The organism is Pontibacter virosus (genome assembly GCF_003096355.1).
Taxonomy (GTDB): Bacteria; Bacteroidota; Bacteroidia; order Cytophagales; family Hymenobacteraceae; genus Pontibacter; species Pontibacter virosus.
Genome location: NZ_QEKI01000020.1, coordinates 14,678 through 32,266, shown reverse-complemented (window position 1 = coordinate 32,266; position 17,589 = coordinate 14,678). Strand labels below are relative to the sequence as shown.

At 52.0% G+C, this 17,589-nt stretch carries 17 protein-coding genes; 8 read left to right on the top strand and 9 right to left on the bottom strand.

Annotated elements, in window-relative coordinates; all coding sequences use genetic code 11:
* Positions 1-176 precede the first annotated feature (176 nt).
* From C8E01_RS19790 to C8E01_RS19780, 3 genes are all read left to right on the top strand, one after another.
* On the top strand, positions 177-701 hold the full coding sequence (locus C8E01_RS19790) for a c-type cytochrome (protein ID WP_207774922.1): 525 nt from the start codon (positions 177-179) through the stop codon (positions 699-701).
* Between the two features lie 85 nt (positions 702-786).
* Positions 787-1,689, top strand: coding sequence for an SMP-30/gluconolactonase/LRE family protein (locus C8E01_RS19785; RefSeq protein WP_116545188.1), 903 nt, complete (start codon positions 787-789; stop codon positions 1,687-1,689).
* A 180-nt stretch (positions 1,690-1,869) separates the two neighbouring features.
* Positions 1,870-2,913, top strand: a complete 1,044-nt coding sequence (locus C8E01_RS19780) for an NAD(P)-dependent alcohol dehydrogenase (protein WP_116545187.1) — start codon at positions 1,870-1,872, stop codon at positions 2,911-2,913.
* A 207-nt stretch (positions 2,914-3,120) separates the two neighbouring features.
* On the opposite strand, the gene C8E01_RS19775 is transcribed toward C8E01_RS19780, so the two are convergent.
* From C8E01_RS19775 to C8E01_RS19765, 3 genes are read right to left on the bottom strand one after another with little or no spacing between them, the layout of a single operon-like run.
* Positions 3,121-3,747, bottom strand: coding sequence for an HD domain-containing protein (locus C8E01_RS19775; RefSeq protein ID WP_116545186.1), 627 nt, complete (start codon positions 3,745-3,747; stop codon positions 3,121-3,123).
* 1 nt (position 3,748) lies between these two features.
* Entirely contained in the window at positions 3,749-5,116 is a 1,368-nt protein-coding gene (locus C8E01_RS19770) for a carboxypeptidase-like regulatory domain-containing protein (RefSeq protein ID WP_116545185.1), read from the bottom strand.
* Positions 5,103-5,702, bottom strand: a complete 600-nt coding sequence (locus C8E01_RS19765; RefSeq protein ID WP_116545184.1) for an RNA polymerase sigma factor — start codon at positions 5,700-5,702, stop codon at positions 5,103-5,105. Before C8E01_RS19765 ends, C8E01_RS19770 begins: the two co-directional genes overlap by 14 nt.
* Positions 5,703-5,801: 99 nt before the next feature.
* Here C8E01_RS19765 and C8E01_RS19760 point away from each other — a divergent pair, with 99 nt between their 5' ends.
* On the top strand, positions 5,802-7,673 hold the full coding sequence (locus C8E01_RS19760; protein WP_116545183.1) for a vWA domain-containing protein: 1,872 nt from the start codon (positions 5,802-5,804) through the stop codon (positions 7,671-7,673).
* A gap of 810 nt (positions 7,674-8,483) precedes the next feature.
* Here the strand turns inward: C8E01_RS19760 and C8E01_RS22010 are convergent.
* Entirely contained in the window at positions 8,484-8,705 is a 222-nt protein-coding gene (locus C8E01_RS22010; RefSeq protein ID WP_243409724.1) for a hypothetical protein, read from the bottom strand.
* Positions 8,706-8,732: 27 nt separating this feature from the next.
* Entirely contained in the window at positions 8,733-9,104 is a 372-nt protein-coding gene (locus C8E01_RS22005; protein WP_243409723.1) for a class I SAM-dependent methyltransferase, read from the bottom strand.
* 121 nt (positions 9,105-9,225) lie between these two features.
* Here C8E01_RS22005 and hutU point away from each other — a divergent pair, with 121 nt between their 5' ends.
* The 4 genes from hutU to hutG all read left to right on the top strand — a co-directional run bounded on the left by hutU (position 9,226) and on the right by hutG (position 13,843).
* On the top strand, positions 9,226-10,938 hold the full coding sequence (hutU, locus tag C8E01_RS19750; RefSeq protein ID WP_116545182.1) for a urocanate hydratase: 1,713 nt from the start codon (positions 9,226-9,228) through the stop codon (positions 10,936-10,938).
* Positions 10,939-11,071: 133 nt separating this feature from the next.
* Positions 11,072-11,449: a hypothetical protein gene (locus tag C8E01_RS19745; RefSeq protein ID WP_133242800.1), complete on the top strand. Its 378-nt coding sequence runs from the start codon at positions 11,072-11,074 to the stop codon at positions 11,447-11,449.
* A 75-nt stretch (positions 11,450-11,524) separates the two neighbouring features.
* The gene (hutI, locus tag C8E01_RS19740; protein ID WP_116545180.1) at positions 11,525-12,769 is read left to right on the top strand and encodes an imidazolonepropionase; all 1,245 of its coding nucleotides are present in this window, start codon (positions 11,525-11,527) and stop codon (positions 12,767-12,769) included.
* Positions 12,770-12,868: 99 nt separating this feature from the next.
* A complete protein-coding gene (gene hutG, locus C8E01_RS19735; protein ID WP_116545179.1) occupies positions 12,869-13,843 on the top strand; it encodes a formimidoylglutamase in 975 nt (324 codons plus the stop codon).
* An 83-nt stretch (positions 13,844-13,926) separates the two neighbouring features.
* Here the strand turns inward: hutG and C8E01_RS19730 are convergent, their stop codons facing one another.
* The 4 genes from C8E01_RS19730 to C8E01_RS19715 all read right to left on the bottom strand — a co-directional run bounded on the left by C8E01_RS19730 (position 13,927) and on the right by C8E01_RS19715 (position 17,362).
* Positions 13,927-14,322, bottom strand: coding sequence for a hypothetical protein (locus tag C8E01_RS19730; protein WP_243409722.1), 396 nt, complete (start codon positions 14,320-14,322; stop codon positions 13,927-13,929).
* 103 nt (positions 14,323-14,425) lie between these two features.
* Positions 14,426-15,295 (bottom strand): SMP-30/gluconolactonase/LRE family protein, encoded by an 870-nt coding sequence (locus C8E01_RS19725; protein WP_116545177.1) that lies wholly within the window; start codon positions 15,293-15,295, stop codon positions 14,426-14,428.
* A gap of 48 nt (positions 15,296-15,343) precedes the next feature.
* Positions 15,344-16,456 (bottom strand): AMP-binding protein, encoded by a 1,113-nt coding sequence (locus tag C8E01_RS19720; protein ID WP_116545176.1) that lies wholly within the window; start codon positions 16,454-16,456, stop codon positions 15,344-15,346.
* Between the two features lie 450 nt (positions 16,457-16,906).
* Complete coding sequence (locus C8E01_RS19715) at positions 16,907-17,362, bottom strand: DoxX family protein (protein ID WP_116545175.1); 456 nt, start codon at positions 17,360-17,362, stop codon at positions 16,907-16,909.
* Positions 17,363-17,589 lie beyond the last annotated feature (227 nt).

Here is a 17,589-nt window from a genome sequence, read left to right as displayed (position 1 = left end):
GTTGATGTCGGGTATGCAGGCTTAAGTTATGCATTTAGAGCATAGGAACCCGAAAATATAGTGTAAATTGCATCAAACGATCACATGATCTGAAACATAAAACCTTAAGCGCTCAGGTCAGTACATATTCTCTAAGTGCTCATTGAGCAAAACCAGAACAAACAAAAACGATCATTATGAAAAAGATTCTGATGGCGATTTCAGCCTTCGCGCTCTTGTCCGCCTGCGGCAACGAACAGAAATCAGAGTATGAACGCTACTACGATAGCGATTATCAACCTGACACCACAGCCGTAGCTTCACGTCCGCAACCGCCGCGCCCGGCTACTACACCACCTGCTGGCGGCGCCACGCAAGACGTGCAGACCACTCCGGCAGGCACCCCGACAGGGCCTGGAACCTCGGAAGCAGCTGGCCAGCCAAAAGAGGCGCTTGCCGGACAATATGCCAAGGGGGAAAAGCTGATCGCCGGATCTGACTGCCTTGCCTGCCATAAAGTAGACCAGAAAGTTGTAGGTCCTTCGTATGAAGAAGTGGCGCAAAAATACGAGTTCAATGATAAGAACCTAGACTACCTGGCCGGTAAGATCATCAAAGGTGGTGCTGGCGTGTGGGGACAGATTCCAATGCCTCCGCACCCGAACATGAGCGAGACCGATGCCAAGGAAATGTCGCGCTACATCCTGTCGCTACGCAAATAACCTGATTTAGAGAAGCTGTCCCCGGTACCCACACAGGTATGGGGACAGCTTTTTTTATACCTCAACCCAATTAAGCCAACACGCTATGAGCAGAGCCAAAAACTACAGTGAATTGGAAGCGGAGCTGGTGCTTGACGCCAAGGCAACGCTGGGGGAGGGAGCAATCTGGCATCCGGCCGAAAAACGCCTTTATTGGGTGGACATAGAAGGCCGCGAGATACACCTCTTTGACCCCAGCACCGACGAAAATACGACCTGGCCTGTTGGCGAACGGGTGGGCACGGTAGTACCGGTAGTAAATGGCGGAGCTTTAGTTGCCTTGCAAAACGGCGTGCATTTCATCGATACGGAAACCGGCGAGCTGACACTCGTAACCAATCCGCTTAAGCAAAATGACATCCGTTTCAACGACGGAAAATGCGACCCGGCCGGCCGGTTCTGGGTCGGCACCATGGCGCTTGACTCAAGGGAGGGAGCTGCCGCGCTCTACCGCATGGAGCATGACGGGCAAATGACACAGGTGCTGGATAAACTAAGCGTTTCCAACGGACTTGTCTGGACGGCCGATAAGCAGCACCTTTATTTCATTGACACACTCACCCGAAAGGTGCAACTTTTTGCTTACGATCATGTGGCAGGCACCATCCGGAAGGAGCGGGACGTGCTCGCTATACCTGAGCACGAAGGCAAACCCGACGGGATGACGATCGATGATAGAGGGCGGCTTTGGATTGCGCTTTATGGCGGTGGCGGCGTCGGTTGCTGGGATCCGGAATCCGGGGAGATGCTCTTGAAAGTGAAAGTGCCGGCCCCGCATACCACCTCCTGCGCCTTCGGCGGGGAGCGCCTCGACACCCTCTACATCACCACCGCCCGAGACGGCCTGGACAAAGACCAACTGCACCAATATCCGCTAAGCGGCGGCATATTTGCCGTAAAGCCTGATGCGAAAGGCGTCCCCGCAAACTTTTTCCTAAGTCGTCTGTAAGGTATAAGGTGACTCAGGAATTGTTGTCGATGACCCTTCAGCCAGAGGTCCGTCAAGTGCTGTGAAGTTCGTAAAAGCAGTACTCATAAGGTATACCTATACCTGATAGCGCTAAGCCGGCAACCCTGCAGACCTTTCAACTAATAACTCTTAACTCTAAACTTTTAACTAAAAAAAGCTATGATTCCAGCAAAAGCATATGCCGCATTCGATCCTACCAGTCCGCTTGGGCCTTTCAGCCTGGAGCGGCGCGAAGTAGGGGAGCATGATGTGCTGATCGATATCAAATACTGTGGCGTGTGCCACTCCGACCTGCACCAGGTGCGCGACGAGTGGGGCGGCGCCATGTACCCCCTGGTGCCCGGCCACGAGATTGTGGGCGTGGTGACGAAAGTGGGGGCTGCCGTGAAGAAGTTCAGAGAAGGCGACCTCGCCGGCGTGGGCTGCTTTGTGGACTCCTGCCGTACCTGCGACAGCTGCAAAGAAGGTCTGGAGCAGTATTGCGAAGTGCAGAACGTCGGCACCTACAACAGCCTCGAGCGTGATGGGAAGACCATCACCTACGGTGGCTACTCCAGCCAGATCGTGGTGGACGAAAACTATACCTTAAAAGTGCCGGAGAGCCTGGACCTGGCTCGTGCTGCGCCCCTGCTTTGCGCTGGCATTACCACCTATTCGCCCATTATGCAGTGGAAGATAGGAGAGGGACACCGCGTTGGCATCATGGGCCTCGGCGGACTGGGCCACATGGCCGTGAAGATCGCCGCTGCCAAGGGTGCTGACGTGACCGTACTAAGCACCTCGCCTAATAAGAAGCAGGATGCACTGGACCTGGGGGCGCACAACTTTGCTGTGACAAAAGACGAGGCCACGCTTAAGCAGCTGCGCAATTCCTTTGATTTCATCATCGACACCGTTTCGGCTCCGCACGATTACAACTTATACCTGTCGATGCTCAAACGGGATGGCACCATGATCCTCCTGGGAGCGCCGCCAGAGCCCTCCACCGTTGCCGGGTTCAGTCTGATCGCACGTCGCAAACGGCTGGTTGGCTCCATGATCGGCGGGATACCGGAGACACAGGAAATGCTGGACTTCTGCGCCGAGCACAACATCATGTCTGATATCGAACTGATCAAAATGGAAGACATCAACGAAGCCTATGAGCGCATGCTCCGCAGCGATGTGAAGTATCGCTTTGTGATCGATATGGCGAGTTTGTAAGCTGCGGTTGGTCTGTGGCGCGAGTCGAAGATCCTGGACTCTGTTCGGGATAGCCTCGCATGTGACTTGCCATAATGGGGCCTCTAGCTGGCCGCTTCATAGTATAAAAGGGCCAGAGGCCCCACGATAGTAGACACGAGCGAAGAAGCTCGCGCCATAAAACGCGCCATAGAAAAGGCTCACCTAAAAACAGGGGAGCCTTTTTTGCTAGCAGTACTTTTCTAACTCCCGCTGCAAATTTGCTTTTGCTCTCTCTTCGAATGCCTCCTGAAAGGCAGGTGTTTTGTAAATGTAAGGTTGCCCCAGAAAATGTTGCAGCACCTTGCGTCTCCCGGGTTTATAGATCAGATCGGGGTAGATGCTGTACTCTTTTCGCACTCCTTCGCTGTACCTGTCATAGCGTGCTTGGTCGGCTCCAAGTATGGCGAGGTCTAAATCAAGCAGCAGGTTGATCAGGTCATGTTCGTGTAGCTGATGCGCTTTGGTTGCGAGGATCATTTCTTTTATCAGCAGGGTATCGGACTCAGGTATAGCGAGCCTGTGCAAACGCTCTACGGCTATTGAGGCACTCTGCGCTTCGTTGTCGGAACGGGTCGGTTTGTAAATGATATCGTGGTAGAAAATGGCAAAAAGCAGCAAGTCAAAAGACTTAGTAGACTCTCTATACCTATCTGCCAGTTCCAGCATGTAAGCTATATGTTCGAGGTTGTGGTAGTGCCTGTCCCTGGCGGTATAGGCTGTTGCCAGCTCCTGCCAAAGTTGCTGTACCAGCTCTTCGTCAGAGGTATACCTGCGGCACAACGATTCCCATTCTGATTTTACAAAGGCTTCCATTTTATTTCGCTTTTTCAGGTCTGAAGCGAACGACAATCCGCACGTCCTGTCGGATATTTTGGCCATCCTGCGTTGCCGGCTGCCACCTGGGTCCCTGAGCCACTAAACGCATGGCTTCGTCGTCACAAGCCTCACACAGGCCACGCACTATTTCCAGATTCTCCAGCGATCCGCTTGTCGTAACAATTGCCCGTATCACCACACGGCCTTTTGGCATATCAGAGGTATAGCGCAGGTTCTCGGCTAAATACTGACGATAGGCCTTGTGGCCAGCAGCTGGTTTTGCTGAAATAATGGGAGCGGGATTAGAATTGTATTGGCGGGTTACGACCACTTCGCTCAAAGACTTTGTATCTAAGGCCAAATCCATAGTGATCGGATCGGTACCTGCATACACGCCTTTTTCTCTGGTTTCGTAGCCGATGTACCGGAAAACCAGTGTTGCTTTATCGTCTGGTAAGGTCAGCACGAAATTACCCTGCGCGTCTGTTGCTGCGCCTTGCGTAGTGCCTTTTACCACAACAGATACGCCGGGCAGCGGCGTGCCATCCTGGTCAATTACCTTTCCCTGTATTTGATTCGGGCCAAGTTCTTTTCTTCGTTGCACCTGCACACCCGCCACACGCCCTTGCAGGGCTTTCGCTACGGAAGTGCTTTCCGGCAGCATTGTATTGCGTGGAGGAGAAGGCGGGACCGTCACTTCGGCTAACTTCTGAGGCTGGGCGGCTATCACACGGTCAGGTATAGACTCAGTGAGTTCCGCGACATCAATCTCTACTTCTACCTCTTCCACATCATCTGCTAGTATGACAGTTTCTTGGCTAACAGAGGGATTTGTACGGCTACGCGGCGTACGGAGCGGTAGGGGCTTTGTAACAGCTGCGATTGTGCCTGGACGTACCGTATCCGGCTTGGCTTCAGCTGTAGTTTCAGGTATAGCTGCCACCTCCGATTTCTCGCTTAGGTCCATTGCCTCCTGAATTGCCTTCTCCTGCTGCACAGCTATACTTTGCTGCTCGCGCACCTGCTGGTAATTGTAGTAGAACACCACTACGGTAGAAAGCAGTACCATGGCCACAGCGGCAGCAACGCGCCAGTCGGTTAGGTAGAGCGGCACCGACTTGTGCTCCTGGCGCCGGCTTTTGGCAGCGATGCGACGGTTGATGTCCCGCACATCGCTTTCGGTTTGGGCGGCATCCGACACAGCCAGTCCCTCCAGCACATCCGAGCATTGGTCGCAGTCCAGCAGGTGGCGCTCCAATTGGTGGTGCAGGGAGTCGGGCAAAGTGCCTCCGTGGTACTGCTCCAGCAGTTCCACGGAAGGATGGTCGCCCTGTTCCCAAAGGATATGTCGGTTATCTGGCTGCATGGTTTTTCTCCATGATGATTTTCAGGTTTCGCTTTCCGTTCTGGATGTAGCTTTTCACTTTATTTAAATCGCAACCCGTGAGGGCGCCGATCTCTTTGTAACTCTTTTGCTGCAGGTAAAACAGCTCGACGCACTCCCGCTGCTGCGGTGACAGCTCTTTTAAAGCCGCGTGCAAAGCCTGTTCCATCTTCTCGGATTGTTCCGCGTCAGAAGGATGCAGGGGCTCCGGGTTTTCCATAACAGGCGAGGCATTATCCGAAAGCGGCACCGATTTTTTGTGCTTGTTGGCCCGCAGCTGCATCAGGCAGAAGTTGCGGGTAGTCACATGCAGCCAGCTTTTAAAATTGCTTACCTCGTGCTGCAGCAGTGCTTTCGATACGTGCTCGAACAGCTGCATGGTGGCGTCTTTGCTTTCCTCCGGGTCCTGCAGGTATTTCTGGCAAACCAGGTATACGAGCTTGGAGTGGCGCTGAAACAGCTCTCCCAAATGCTCCAACTCGCCCGTCTCCTGATAGAGGCGCACCAACTCCTGATCGTCGGGAGGCGGCTTGGCGTTGGTGAAGAGCTTGATGAAGAATGGGAGCATGTGCCGGGAATGATTTTCTAAAGAAAAGAAAAATATTCTGAAAATTTTATGGAAAGCCTGTGGAGGTGGCATCATGTCGGAAACCAAAACATAAAAGCCATGAAAAAGAATCTCTTCCTGCTGTTCGCCCTGCTGCTGTTCGGGCTGACTGCCACCGCGCAAAGCCGCACCATCACCGGCACCGTGACAGACTTGAATGACGGCAACCCGCTGCCCGGCGTGAGTATTATCATTAAGGGCTCCACCAAAGGCGCCGCCACCGACCAGTACGGCAAGTATAGCTTGTCTATACCAGATGACAATGCCGTGCTGGTATTTCGCTACATCGGCTACATGACACAGGAAATTAAAGTTGGTAAGCGGGAAGTAATGGATGTGAAAATGCAGCTGGATAACCGGCAGCTCTGTGAAATAGTAGTGGTGGAGCAGAGTTTACCCCGCGCACTGGCAGGAAAGGTAGCAGGTGTTTTTTCGGGAAGAAACAAGGCAGAGAATATGTCTTATGCCGCAGCACCTGTGTTCGATGCTGCTCCACAGGCGCACAACACCGAGAACTATGACTTCATAAAAGAGAATTCGTTTCTGGATGCGCATAAAAACCCGCTCTCCACTTTCTCCATCGACGTGGACAATGCCTCTTACAGCAACGTGCGCCGATTCCTGAACCAGGGTCAGCGGCCGCCAGCCGATGCGGTGCGCATCGAGGAAATGGTGAACTATTTCAACTATGACTACCCGCAGCCAACCGGTGATGCACCCTTCTCTGTAATATCGGAACTGTCTGCCTGCCCCTGGAACAAAGACAACCAGCTGCTGCACATTGGTTTGCAGGGCAAACGTGTTGCCACGGATCAGCTGCCGCCTTCCAATCTGGTGTTCCTGATCGATGTGTCCGGTTCAATGTTCTCGCCGGATAAACTCCCACTCGTGAAAGCCGGTCTGAAGCTGCTGGTGGAAGAGCTGCGCCCGCAGGATCAGGTGTCGATGGTGGTGTATGCCGGTGCGGCGGGGCTGGTGCTGCCCTCCACTTCCGGGAAAGAAAAGAAGAAGATCATCGCGGCTTTGGACAAGCTCGAAGCAGGTGGTTCAACAGCCGGTGGCGCAGGTATAAACTTAGCCTACAAAGTAGCTGAAGATAACTTTGTGAAAGGCGGAAACAACCGCGTGATCCTGGCCTCAGACGGTGACTTTAACGTGGGTGTGAGCAGCGACAGTGAGTTGCAGCGCCTGATAGAGAAGAAACGCGAAACCGGCGTATTCCTAACCGTGCTCGGCTTCGGCACGGGCAACCTGAAAGACTCCCGCATGGAGCAACTGGCCAACAAAGGCAACGGCAACTACGCCTACATCGACAACATCCGCGAAGCGCAGAAAGTGTTTGTGAGTGAGTTCGGCGGTACCCTCTTCACCATCGCCAAAGACGTAAAACTGCAGCTCGAATTTAATCCGGCGAAAGTAAAAGCCTACCGCCTGATCGGCTACGAAAACCGCGCACTGGCCAACGAAGAGTTTAACGACGATAAGAAAGACGCCGGCGACATGGGCTCTGGCCATACCGTGACTGCGCTGTATGAAATTGTGCCGGTTGGAGCTTCGTCTCAAACGCAGGCTGGAACTGTAGATGCGTTGAAATACCAGAAAACAAGCATCGACCCCAAAGCCAAACGCTCTGAGGAAATGCTCACGATGAAGCTGCGCTACAAGGAGCCGGATGGCGAGACCAGCAGATTAATCACCACCACGGTTAGTAGCCAGGCTTTACCTGCTGCCCAAACCTCTGACAACTTCCGTTTCTCTGCTGCCGTGGCTGCCTGCGGCATGCTGCTCCGTGACTCAGAGTTCAAAGGCAACGCCTCGTTTCCGATGGTGCTGGAGCTAGCGAAGAACGCTCGCGGGAAAGATGAAGAGGGGTATCGGATTGAGTTTGTGAATCTTGTGAAGTCGATGGGGTTGTTGAGTGATGGGAGGTAAGTAGTTTAAGTTTCAAATTTGAGAGGAAGGAGCAGCTTGCTTCTTCCTTTTTTTGTGATTGTTGTAAATGCGTTAATGGCAAACGCGTTCGCGCTCGTGTTTGGTATGGTAGGGCATATGTCCTAGGTATAGCGTACCTAGCTTCGTAGCTACCGCTTGCGCAGGTATAGCAACTTGCTTTGTTCTGTGGCTTCGCCTGTGCGGCCGGCAAGTGGTATTGCTTCTGCTGTTTCAGGTATAGCAACCTGATTTGTTTTATAGCTTGCCCTGGCCGGGCAGGCCTTACTTTTTTCCTTGATGAAAAGAAAGAGGGCTCCTACCCCCAGTAAGCAAAAAAATCAAGACGCTCCAAATCGAGGGCCCCTACCCCCACTCGCTGAAAACTCGAACAGTGAAGCGCCGAAAAGTGCACCTGGCTAAGGCTGTTTGCTTCGTCGCTTCCTGCGCAAGTTAGTCTTGCTATACCTGCCAGTGTTGTGTAAAACTCACGACAGGGCTTATACCTTAAAAGGCAGCAACAGGCTCCCCGCCTTAGAAAAGGAGAGGCAGGGGTGGTTGGACTCGGTATTTGCAAAAGAAACTACAGCGCTTGTACCTTTGAAATGATAATAGCAGATTCCCCTCTTGAGAGGGGGAGGGGTGTGTTATAGCAACTGCCCATTCCCCCTTCAACCAAGATCCTTTCAGGATGACAGTTAGTGAAGCTAAAGTACCCCTGGGGGTTAGGGCCCTCGACGAAGGAGAGGGCAGGGGGATCAATCTTGCACCAAAATCCTGTTAATCCTCTAATCCTGTAAATCCTGATTCTGACTACTTCCGCACCACCCACGTCGTCATCCCCCGCTCCTGTTCCACCAGCACCGTCTTCAACGGCTCCAGCCTAGCCATACCTATCTCTCTTTCCAACTCCATGATCATCTCTTCATCTGCCAAAAACCATACCGGCCCGTGCGACATCCGGTAAAATCGACCCTCCACCTGTTGTAGTTTACCTTCCAGCCCGATAGTGGTACTGAAACGGGCGAAAAGCATGCCGCCGGGTTTGAGCACCCGCCAAAGTTAGTGTACGATACTTTTGAAATGCTCCTCGCTTCGGGAGAAATGCAGCACGGCGGAGCAGATCACTACGTCAAATTTATTATCCTCAAATGGCATCTCATCAAGATCAGCGACTACAAAGTTTCTGGCAGGTAGCGCAGGGGCCAGTTCTGATGCCAGCCTTCTGGTTTGTTCGATTGCTTCCGCCGAAATATCCGCTCCGTATACCTGTACACCGGCCTGCATCAGGTAGGCAATATTCCGACCTGTGCCACAACCGGCGTCCAGCAGCTTCATACCTTTCTGGATGCGGCCTTTTAGTAACTGGTCGAACAGGTAGATGTCGATGTCGCCAAACTGGGCGCGGAGGGTGGAGAGGGGAATATGAAACATAAGAACAGTTGTTCAGATAATGGTGAGACAAAGGGTATGGGGCTGAAATTAAGCATGATTTTCCTATCCTTTTTCCTTTATTTTTAAGAATATTGAACAGAATTATACCACATAAGCCCCTATGAATAACGTAACTGCCCCTGAAACTGTGAAACGCTCTGGCCTGTCCGTGAGCGAGTTTATTCAGAAATACGCCAACCACCCGACTTATATTCCACCAACCGGACCCGAACTGAACGCCAAAAACTGGCAGTGCGAGGCAGCCTTGCGCATGTTCCTTAACAACCTCACCGACGAGGTGGCCGAGGACCCAAGCCGACTGGTAGTATACGGTGGCATCGGACAGGCGGCCCGTACTGTGGCGGATGCCCAAAAAATCATTGAAGTGCTGCTCAACCTGGAGGAAGACGAGAGTTTGCTGGTGCAATCGGGCAAGCCAGTGGGCAAAGTGCGCACGCATGCTGAGGCGCCGCGTGTGCTCATCGCCAACTCCAACCTGGTGCCGCATTGGGCTACCTGGGAGCACTTCAACGAACTGCGTGCCCGTGGCCTGATGATGTACGGACAAATGACGGCCGGCAGCTGGATCTACATCGGTACGCAGGGCATTTTGCAGGGGACATACGAGACTTTTGCGGCCTGTGGCAGAATCCATTTTAACGACGACCTGCGCCACAAACTGCTCGTGACAGGCGGTCTGGGGGGTATGGGCGGCGCACAGCCATTGGCAGCCACCATCGCTGGTGCTACTTTCCTGGGTGTGGATGTGGATCCGGAGCGCATCAAAAAACGCCTCGAAACCCGCTACATCGACAAAATGACCTACGACTACGAAGAGGCCAAACGCTGGGCACTGGAAGCCAAGGAAAAAGGCGAAGCCATCTCCATCGGTCTGGTAGGCGATATTGGCGATGTGCTGGAGAAACTAATCAACGACAACATTACCCCGGAAATCCTCACAGACCAGACATCGGCCCACGACCCGATCAACGGTTATGTGCCGAATGGACTGACACTGGAAGAAGCCAAGGCCTTGCGCGAAAGCGATCCGCAGGAGTACAAAGCCCACTCCCTCAAAAGCATGGCCCGCCATGTAGGCTTTATGCTGGAGCTCCAGCGTCGTGGCAGCCGTACTTTCGATTATGGCAACAACCTGCGGGAGTTTGCCCAGCAAGGCGGTGAACCAAATGCCTTTAACATACCGGGTTTTGTGCCGGAGTACATGCGGCCGCTTTTCTGCGAAGGTAAAGGTCCGTTCCGATGGGCGGCTCTTTCCGGCGATCCGGAGGATATTCGCGTGACAGACGAAGCCCTGAAACAGCTTTTCCCGGAAAACACACACATGATCAAGTGGCTGGAGGAAGCAAATGAAAAGGTCGCTTTCCAGGGACTACCGTGCCGCATCTGTTGGCTGGGGATGGGCGAACGCGAAAAAGCCGGACTAATGTTCAACCAGCTCGTGCGCGACGGTAAAGTGAAAGCCCCGATCGTGATTGGTCGCGACCACCTCGACTGCGGCTCTGTGGCATCGCCCTACCGCGAAACCGAAGGTATGCTCGACGGCTCTGACGCTGTATCGGACTGGCCATTGCTCAACTTGATGTCCAACACGGCCGGTGGTGCTACCTGGGTGTCGTTCCACCATGGGGGCGGCGTAGGGATTGGCTACTCGCAACACGCAGGTATGGTGATTCTGGCAGACGGTACCGATCGTGCCGACCGCTGCCTGAGCCGCGTGCTGCACAACGACCCGGCCATGGGCATCTTCCGCCACGCCGACGCGGGTTATGAAACAGCGCAGGCCAATGCCGAGAAGTTTGGCTTAAATTTGTAAATTAACATTGCCCTCACTTGCTAACAGGTGAGGGCAATGTTTTGATTGGCTATACCTGTAGTATGAATAACTATGCTACTTGATTAGCGAATTATAGTATAAGCATTTATCGGAAACTTTAAAGAACATGGCTATGAAACTAATCTTAATGCTTATGCTATTGTCATTCACAGGTTTAGTTGGTAAAGTGCAGCCGCCTATTGCCACAACCCAAGATTTTCACTTCGAGTTGACCGTAAATTCCACGTCAGAGACAACCGCACATTTCAATCTCCTGATAACTGGAATAGCACGTACTAAAACAGGAGAGGAGCAACCATTTAGATTGCAACGCGACAATCTGAAAACGCCTTTTAAACTTAGCTTGGATAAAGGAAAGTATACAGCCGTTATTGAGGCAACAGAAGGCACTGTGTTTAGCAAAGTTCAGGGATTTGAAAATGGAGAGAAAAAGGGTTATACGAGTGGAACCCAGAAGATAGCAACAATGCATTTCGAGTATGCTAATTAAAAAACCTTTCCTCTAACGAAACCTCTTTTACATTAGCGCACCTTTGGCAGGTTCGTTATACCACTTTTAAGAAAAATGAAACCACATAACAACCATACCTTAATCGGCCCATTTTCACAAATCATAACCATGGCCAATTTGCCTGAGGCGGGCGCTATACCAGACGAGCAGTTGGAAGTGCTTGAAAATGCCGGTGTGCTGGTATATGATGGGTATATCGTATTGGTAGAGCAGTATGACAAGCTTTTGAAAATTGCGCAGGAAAAGGGCTATACCTTGCAGAAAATAGCTGAGCCTATGGTGCTCGTGCCAGGCCTGATCGACTCCCATACCCATATCTGTTTTGCCGGCTCCCGCGCCAACGATTATGCCATGCGCGTCGCCGGAAAATCATACCTGGAGATAGCCCGTAACGGTGGTGGTATTCTGGACAGCGTGCGCAAAACCCGCGAAGCCAGTATGGTAGAACTGGTGGATCTGCTCAAAAAGCGCTGTGACCGTCACCTATCTGAAGGCGTGACTACCTGCGAAGTGAAAAGCGGCTATGGCCTGACGACGGAAGAGGAACTAAAGATGCTTGGAGCAATTCAGCTCGTAAACAAACACCATACCCTGGAGCTCATACCTACTTGTCTGGCCGCCCACATGCGTCCGCCAGAGCACACCGACTCGCGCCTATACCTACAGGAAGTGGTAACAAAGCTGCTGCCGCAAATAAAGGAACAGGAACTGGCCAATCGGGTGGATATTTTCATCGAAGACACGGCCTTTAACGAAGAAGACTCGCTCGAGTATTTGTCGGCTGCCAAAGAGCTGGGCTTTGAGATTACCGTACACGCCGACCAGTTCAGCACAGGTGGGAGCCGCATTGCAGCAGAAATCGGTGCTTTGAGTGCCGACCACCTGGAAGCAAGCGGCGAAGAAGAGATCGCTTTGATGCGGGAAGCTGGTGTAGTTGCCACTGTTCTGCCAGGCGCGTCGCTGGGTTTGGGGATGCACTACGCCCCGGCCCGGAAAATGCTCGACGGTGGACTTTGTCTGGCCATCGCCACCGACTGGAATCCGGGATCTGCGCCGATGGGAGATCTTTTGATGCAAGCCGCCCTGCTAGGTGCTGCCGAAAAGCTCACCACCGCCGAAACACTGGCCGGCATCACCGTTCGCGCCGCAAAAGCACTGAATCTGTCAGATCGGGGTACAATAGTAAAAGGGCAACTGGCAGATTTGATCGCCTTTCCAACCGATAATTACAAGGAGATCCTGTACCAGCAAGGTAAATTGAAGCTAGGGAAGGTATGGAAGCGGGGGTTGGAGGTATAGCTTCTGTTACTGCCGAAGTTCCTGCCAATCTCAAACTTTTGGTATATTAATCATTCCCCGGTCAACAATTTAACCAGCAACAATTCAACAATTAAATACATGTACAAACCTACAGAACCCGGTACCTGGAAAGGCAGAGTAGACGCCACTGATGGCGAAGAAGGGAAGCGCTGGCACCAAGGGATAAAGCTACTTAACCTGAGTGGGGAGACTGAGCCGGCAGAGGCAGAACAAGCGATTGCTTTTCTGGGCTTTTGCTGTGACGAAGGCGTACGGCGCAACCAGGGGAGGGAAGGAGCTGTGCAAGGGCCGGTCGCCTTACGTCAGGCCATGGCTTCGTTTGCCTGGCACTTAGAGGATGACACCGCCTTGCTGGATGCCGGGGATGTGTACTGCACCAACCAGAACCTGGAAGAGGCGCAGAAGCAACTTGGCAAGAAAGTACATGCATTGCTGACGAACACCTACAAAACGATCATCCTCGGAGGAGGTCATGAAACCGCTTACGGTCATTACCTGGGTATAAAACTAGCGCTGCCTGCCGACAAGCAGCTGGGCATTATCAATTTTGACGCGCACTTTGATCTGCGCAGTTACGAGAAGCAACCGAGTTCCGGTACGCCCTTTTTGCAGATAGCCGACGATTTGATAGAAGACAACAGGGATTTCAATTACTTGTGCTTAGGTATACAACAGTACGGCAACACACAAAAGCTCTTCAACACGGCAAGCGAGTATGGTGCTGATTATGTGTTGGCTCCTACCCTGCAGGTATACAACTACGAGGCGCTGCGCGAAAAACTGCAGCAATTCATGGCGCTGGTGGATGTGCTATACGTGAGCATCGACCTGGATGTATTCGCTGCAGCTTATGCGCCCGGTGTAAGTGCTCCGGCTGCTTTAGGTATACACCCGGAAATTGCCCTGATCCTGCTACAGGAGATCATCAGCAGCGGCAAACTGCTCACTCTGGATGTGGTAGAATTAAACCCGGCACTGGACGTTGACAGCCGCACTGCCAAACTCGGGGCTTCTCTGCTCTACCACGTGGTGCAGCAGTGGAGTCAGGTATAAGATTCTGTTACTTTATACAGTAGTAAATACAAGCGCCCCGCCACAGAATCTGTAGCGGGGCGCTTGTGCAAGAATATACAACCCTACCGACCTACCTTAAACTTAGTCCAATAAGTGGTGTCAGGGGTTATGACCTCTACCTGGTAAGTGTCCGGCCTCAACTTACCCAGGTCAAAGCGCCAGGCGGTTTCTTTTTTGGCAACGCTGACAGGCTTCTTGTAGACAATTTTACCTGCTTTGTTTTTCACTTCCAGGCGCGCATTTTCAGTGAGCACCTGGTTAAAGTCCAGCACAAAGGTGCCTTTCTTGGTGGAGTTCAGAAATATACCCGATAGAGTTTCCATGCGGGTGAGGGAGTCTGATTTAGCTACTTCAAGTTGCTTCTGCTCTACGGGAGGGAGCTGCGTAGAGCTTCCCTGCGCTATAGCGCTGTAACCAGCCAGCAGCACTGCACCAGCCAGTAAGTACGTTTGTTTCATCTTCATATTTTATCTCCAGTACTTTAGGTACAACGGGACCTATGCATAATTTAAGCCAGATTTTATGGTGCTTACAAAATTTCTTAAAAATCAGTGCAATTTTTTAGAAGGTTAGTCGATAAGCGACCACGCGGTTGTCATAAAAGGTGGGGACGTAAAGCAGGCCCTGCTCTTCGGAATAGTAAATATCCGCTGCGTTGATTTTTTTGTTTTTAGTGTCAAGTACTTTCCAGTTTTTACCGGCATTGTTCACATAGTAGATCTCGCCATTCCAGTTAGACACCAAGTACCCATCTGCACCAACCCGCACGATGCCGTCAGCCGAGGGAATCTTGTCTGTCCAATCTGTAAATTCCTTTCTCTCAGTATCCAGAAAACGCACCAATCCGGAGTTAAAGGAGGCCACAATCAGGCGGTTGTTGTCATACAGCAGGCCATTGGGGCGCTCGCGCTTGGTGTCGAGCCAATGGCTCACGCGGCCGTTTCGGAACAGGTAGATGGCGCCCTGCCTGGAATCAGACACATACACGTTGCCGGCATCGTCAACGGTTACGTCATTGAGCATCTGTGCTTTGTCGGCTTTGTGGCGGGCCAGCACAGCACCAGTCTGGGTGGCTATGGCAACTATTTCGTCCATATCGGCCACATAGAGTATGTTGTTGTGCAGCGCCATCCCCTTCGGGTCGTTCAGCCCAGAAACCCAGTACAGCTGTTCTATATCGCCATTGGGGCTGAGGCGTGATATGAAGCCATCACCATCATTGCGGTCTTTGCTGGTTTGGTTGATGTTGGAAACATAGAGCACATTGCGCTCGCGATCGAATACCACCGACTCTGGGGTGCGCAGGGTGTTGTCAGTGGCCCATGCTTCGGTTAGGGTTACCGGTCCTTTGGAGGAAAAGAGTCCGCCACTGCAGCCTTGCAGGGTAAACGCAGTCAGTATGATGAGGCTAAAAAAGAATAATGGTCGCATAGTAAGGAGTTTTGTTTTACCCTACTACGCGAGAGCGCCATACCTGTTTTAATCTGTCTCCAGACCCAACTTTTGCATGGTGCGTAAACGGGACACTTTGCCAGTGGCTGTTTCAGAAAAAGCGGGACTGTAGTAGATGTCTTTCGGCATTTCAAACTTGCGCAAAAGGCTCCTCATCTTCTCCGTTACCTGCTGCTCTGCTTCTTCAGATAGATGGTTGCCCTCCAGCACCAAAATCACTTTCTCGCCCAGCAGTTCGTCAGGCTGAGAGGCCACAAAGAAACGCGGCGCCGGCTCTAGCTCAGCCAATGCCTCGGAGACGGCCACTTCCACTACTTCAATCTGCACTTTCACGCCACCCGTGTTGATGGTGTTGTCAGCACGGCCTATCCAGCGGAAGCGGGTGGGGGTGAGGATCTCGACAATGTCATTGGTCACCAGCGTTTCGTTCGCTGTTAGATCTGAGGTAATTGTGAGGCACCCCCGGTTGTCTTGCCCAATGGTAATCCCATCTATGGTTTCATAATATTCGGCGGCATCAGGACCGTTGAGTAGGCGCAGGGCAATGTGCGAGGCCGTTTCAGTCATGCCGTAGGTATGGTATACCGGCACCTGCAGCTGCTGCAGTTCACGCTGCAACGAAAAACTCACCGGAGCACCTCCTGCCAGGATTGCCTTCATCTTGTCCAGACGCTCCAGGGCACCACCATTTTCCTGCAGGATGGTCTGCAACTGCATCGGCACAAAAGAAGAGAAATGGTAGGCTTCGTCAGCAGGGGTGAGCGTAAGCGGATTGCCCACAGGCTCCACGATCGTCATCTGCATATCTGCCAGCAGACCGCGCACAATCATCATCATACCGGCAATGTACTCTGTGTTCAGGCAGACCAGCATGTGCTCACCCGCTTTCAGACTGAGTAATCTGACCGTGCGGCGGGCGCTGATTTCCATTTGCTTGCGCGTGAGCGTGATAAGCTTGGGCGTGCCGGTAGAGCCGGAAGTATGGATTGGGAATTCCTGCACCCCGTTGAGCCAGTCACGGCAAAATTCCAGTGTCTTTGCTTCGTAGCCGTTGAGCGGCACGCTGTTGCGGAATGAGTAGGCCGCTATTTCGTCATAGTAGAACCTATTTCCGTTTAGGGTCAGGAACTTTTGCGTCATGGAGTGTCTCAATATGTGAAGCAAGAGCAGCGTCCGTACTGCCTTGCCGCATTTTCATTTGTTTTACTTTCGGGAGCCCGGCAGGTATAGCCTTCAACTCGTACGCGCTTTTTGTACCATACGCAGTTAGCCCGCTGCCGGACTATACCGTACGTTTTAATCGCAGGGATAGCCGCCATAAATTTTGTGCAAAATTACGAGAATCAGGTGTAAGACCTAAACAAGGGCAGGTATAATTTTAGTGAAGCATATAGGAAAAGGGCTGCTCTGTATGAGTCCCCGCTGAGTTAAGTGAAGTGCTCCCACTTGACTTTGCATAAGTATAGCGGGAGCTTACTGAAAATTAGATGTCAGACAGCCGTACCTCTCTTTCCCTTCTCTTTGGCTAGAGAAAGTGGTTGCGGGAAGTCAGGTTGTTGGCGAGGCTAATTCAGCGTCAGCCTATCAGGACTAATAGAGGATGTCTCGTTCTGGTCGGCTGATCAGGTTGTCTACTGAAAGACGGCCGGAGCCCAAGATCAAAAAGACGATCAACAGGATCAGGACAATGATAGAAGACCAAAGCTCCGTGTTTTCAGAGTAAAAGCCCCGCTGCGGGTTAATAAAAAACACAGCCCCCACCAGGATTGGGATCTGAAAAAGAATGGCGATGCGTGTAACTAGGCCCATGGCAATAAGCAAACCGCCTACCAGGTGGGCGAAAGCCACATAGTGAGCCATCCCAAACGATACCCATTGAAATTGGCTGTTCCGCATAATGCTTTGCAGTGCCTCTGTATCCTGAATAAACATGACGCCTTTTACGAATAAAAAGATACCCAGCGCCATGCGCAGAAAGTCTACCCAAACCGGATGGTGTGTATCAGCCCAATGCTCGATCCGGTGCATGTCTTGCGTTAAGTTCATGGCTGTATGATTTTAGGTTTAAGAAATTGGTATACAATTATTTAAACGAATTGTGCTGTTAAATGGATGATTTAATAATGGATATATCGTAGGGTTGAGTTTTTCGTCTTTACGTTGGGTGCAGGTTGTACCTGATGTGACGCAGATTGAGCATTGCGGTAGCTTTCTGGTGACTCAGTTTGTAGTTGGCGTAGGTATAACAGCTAATGCTGTTTCATAGCTTGCCC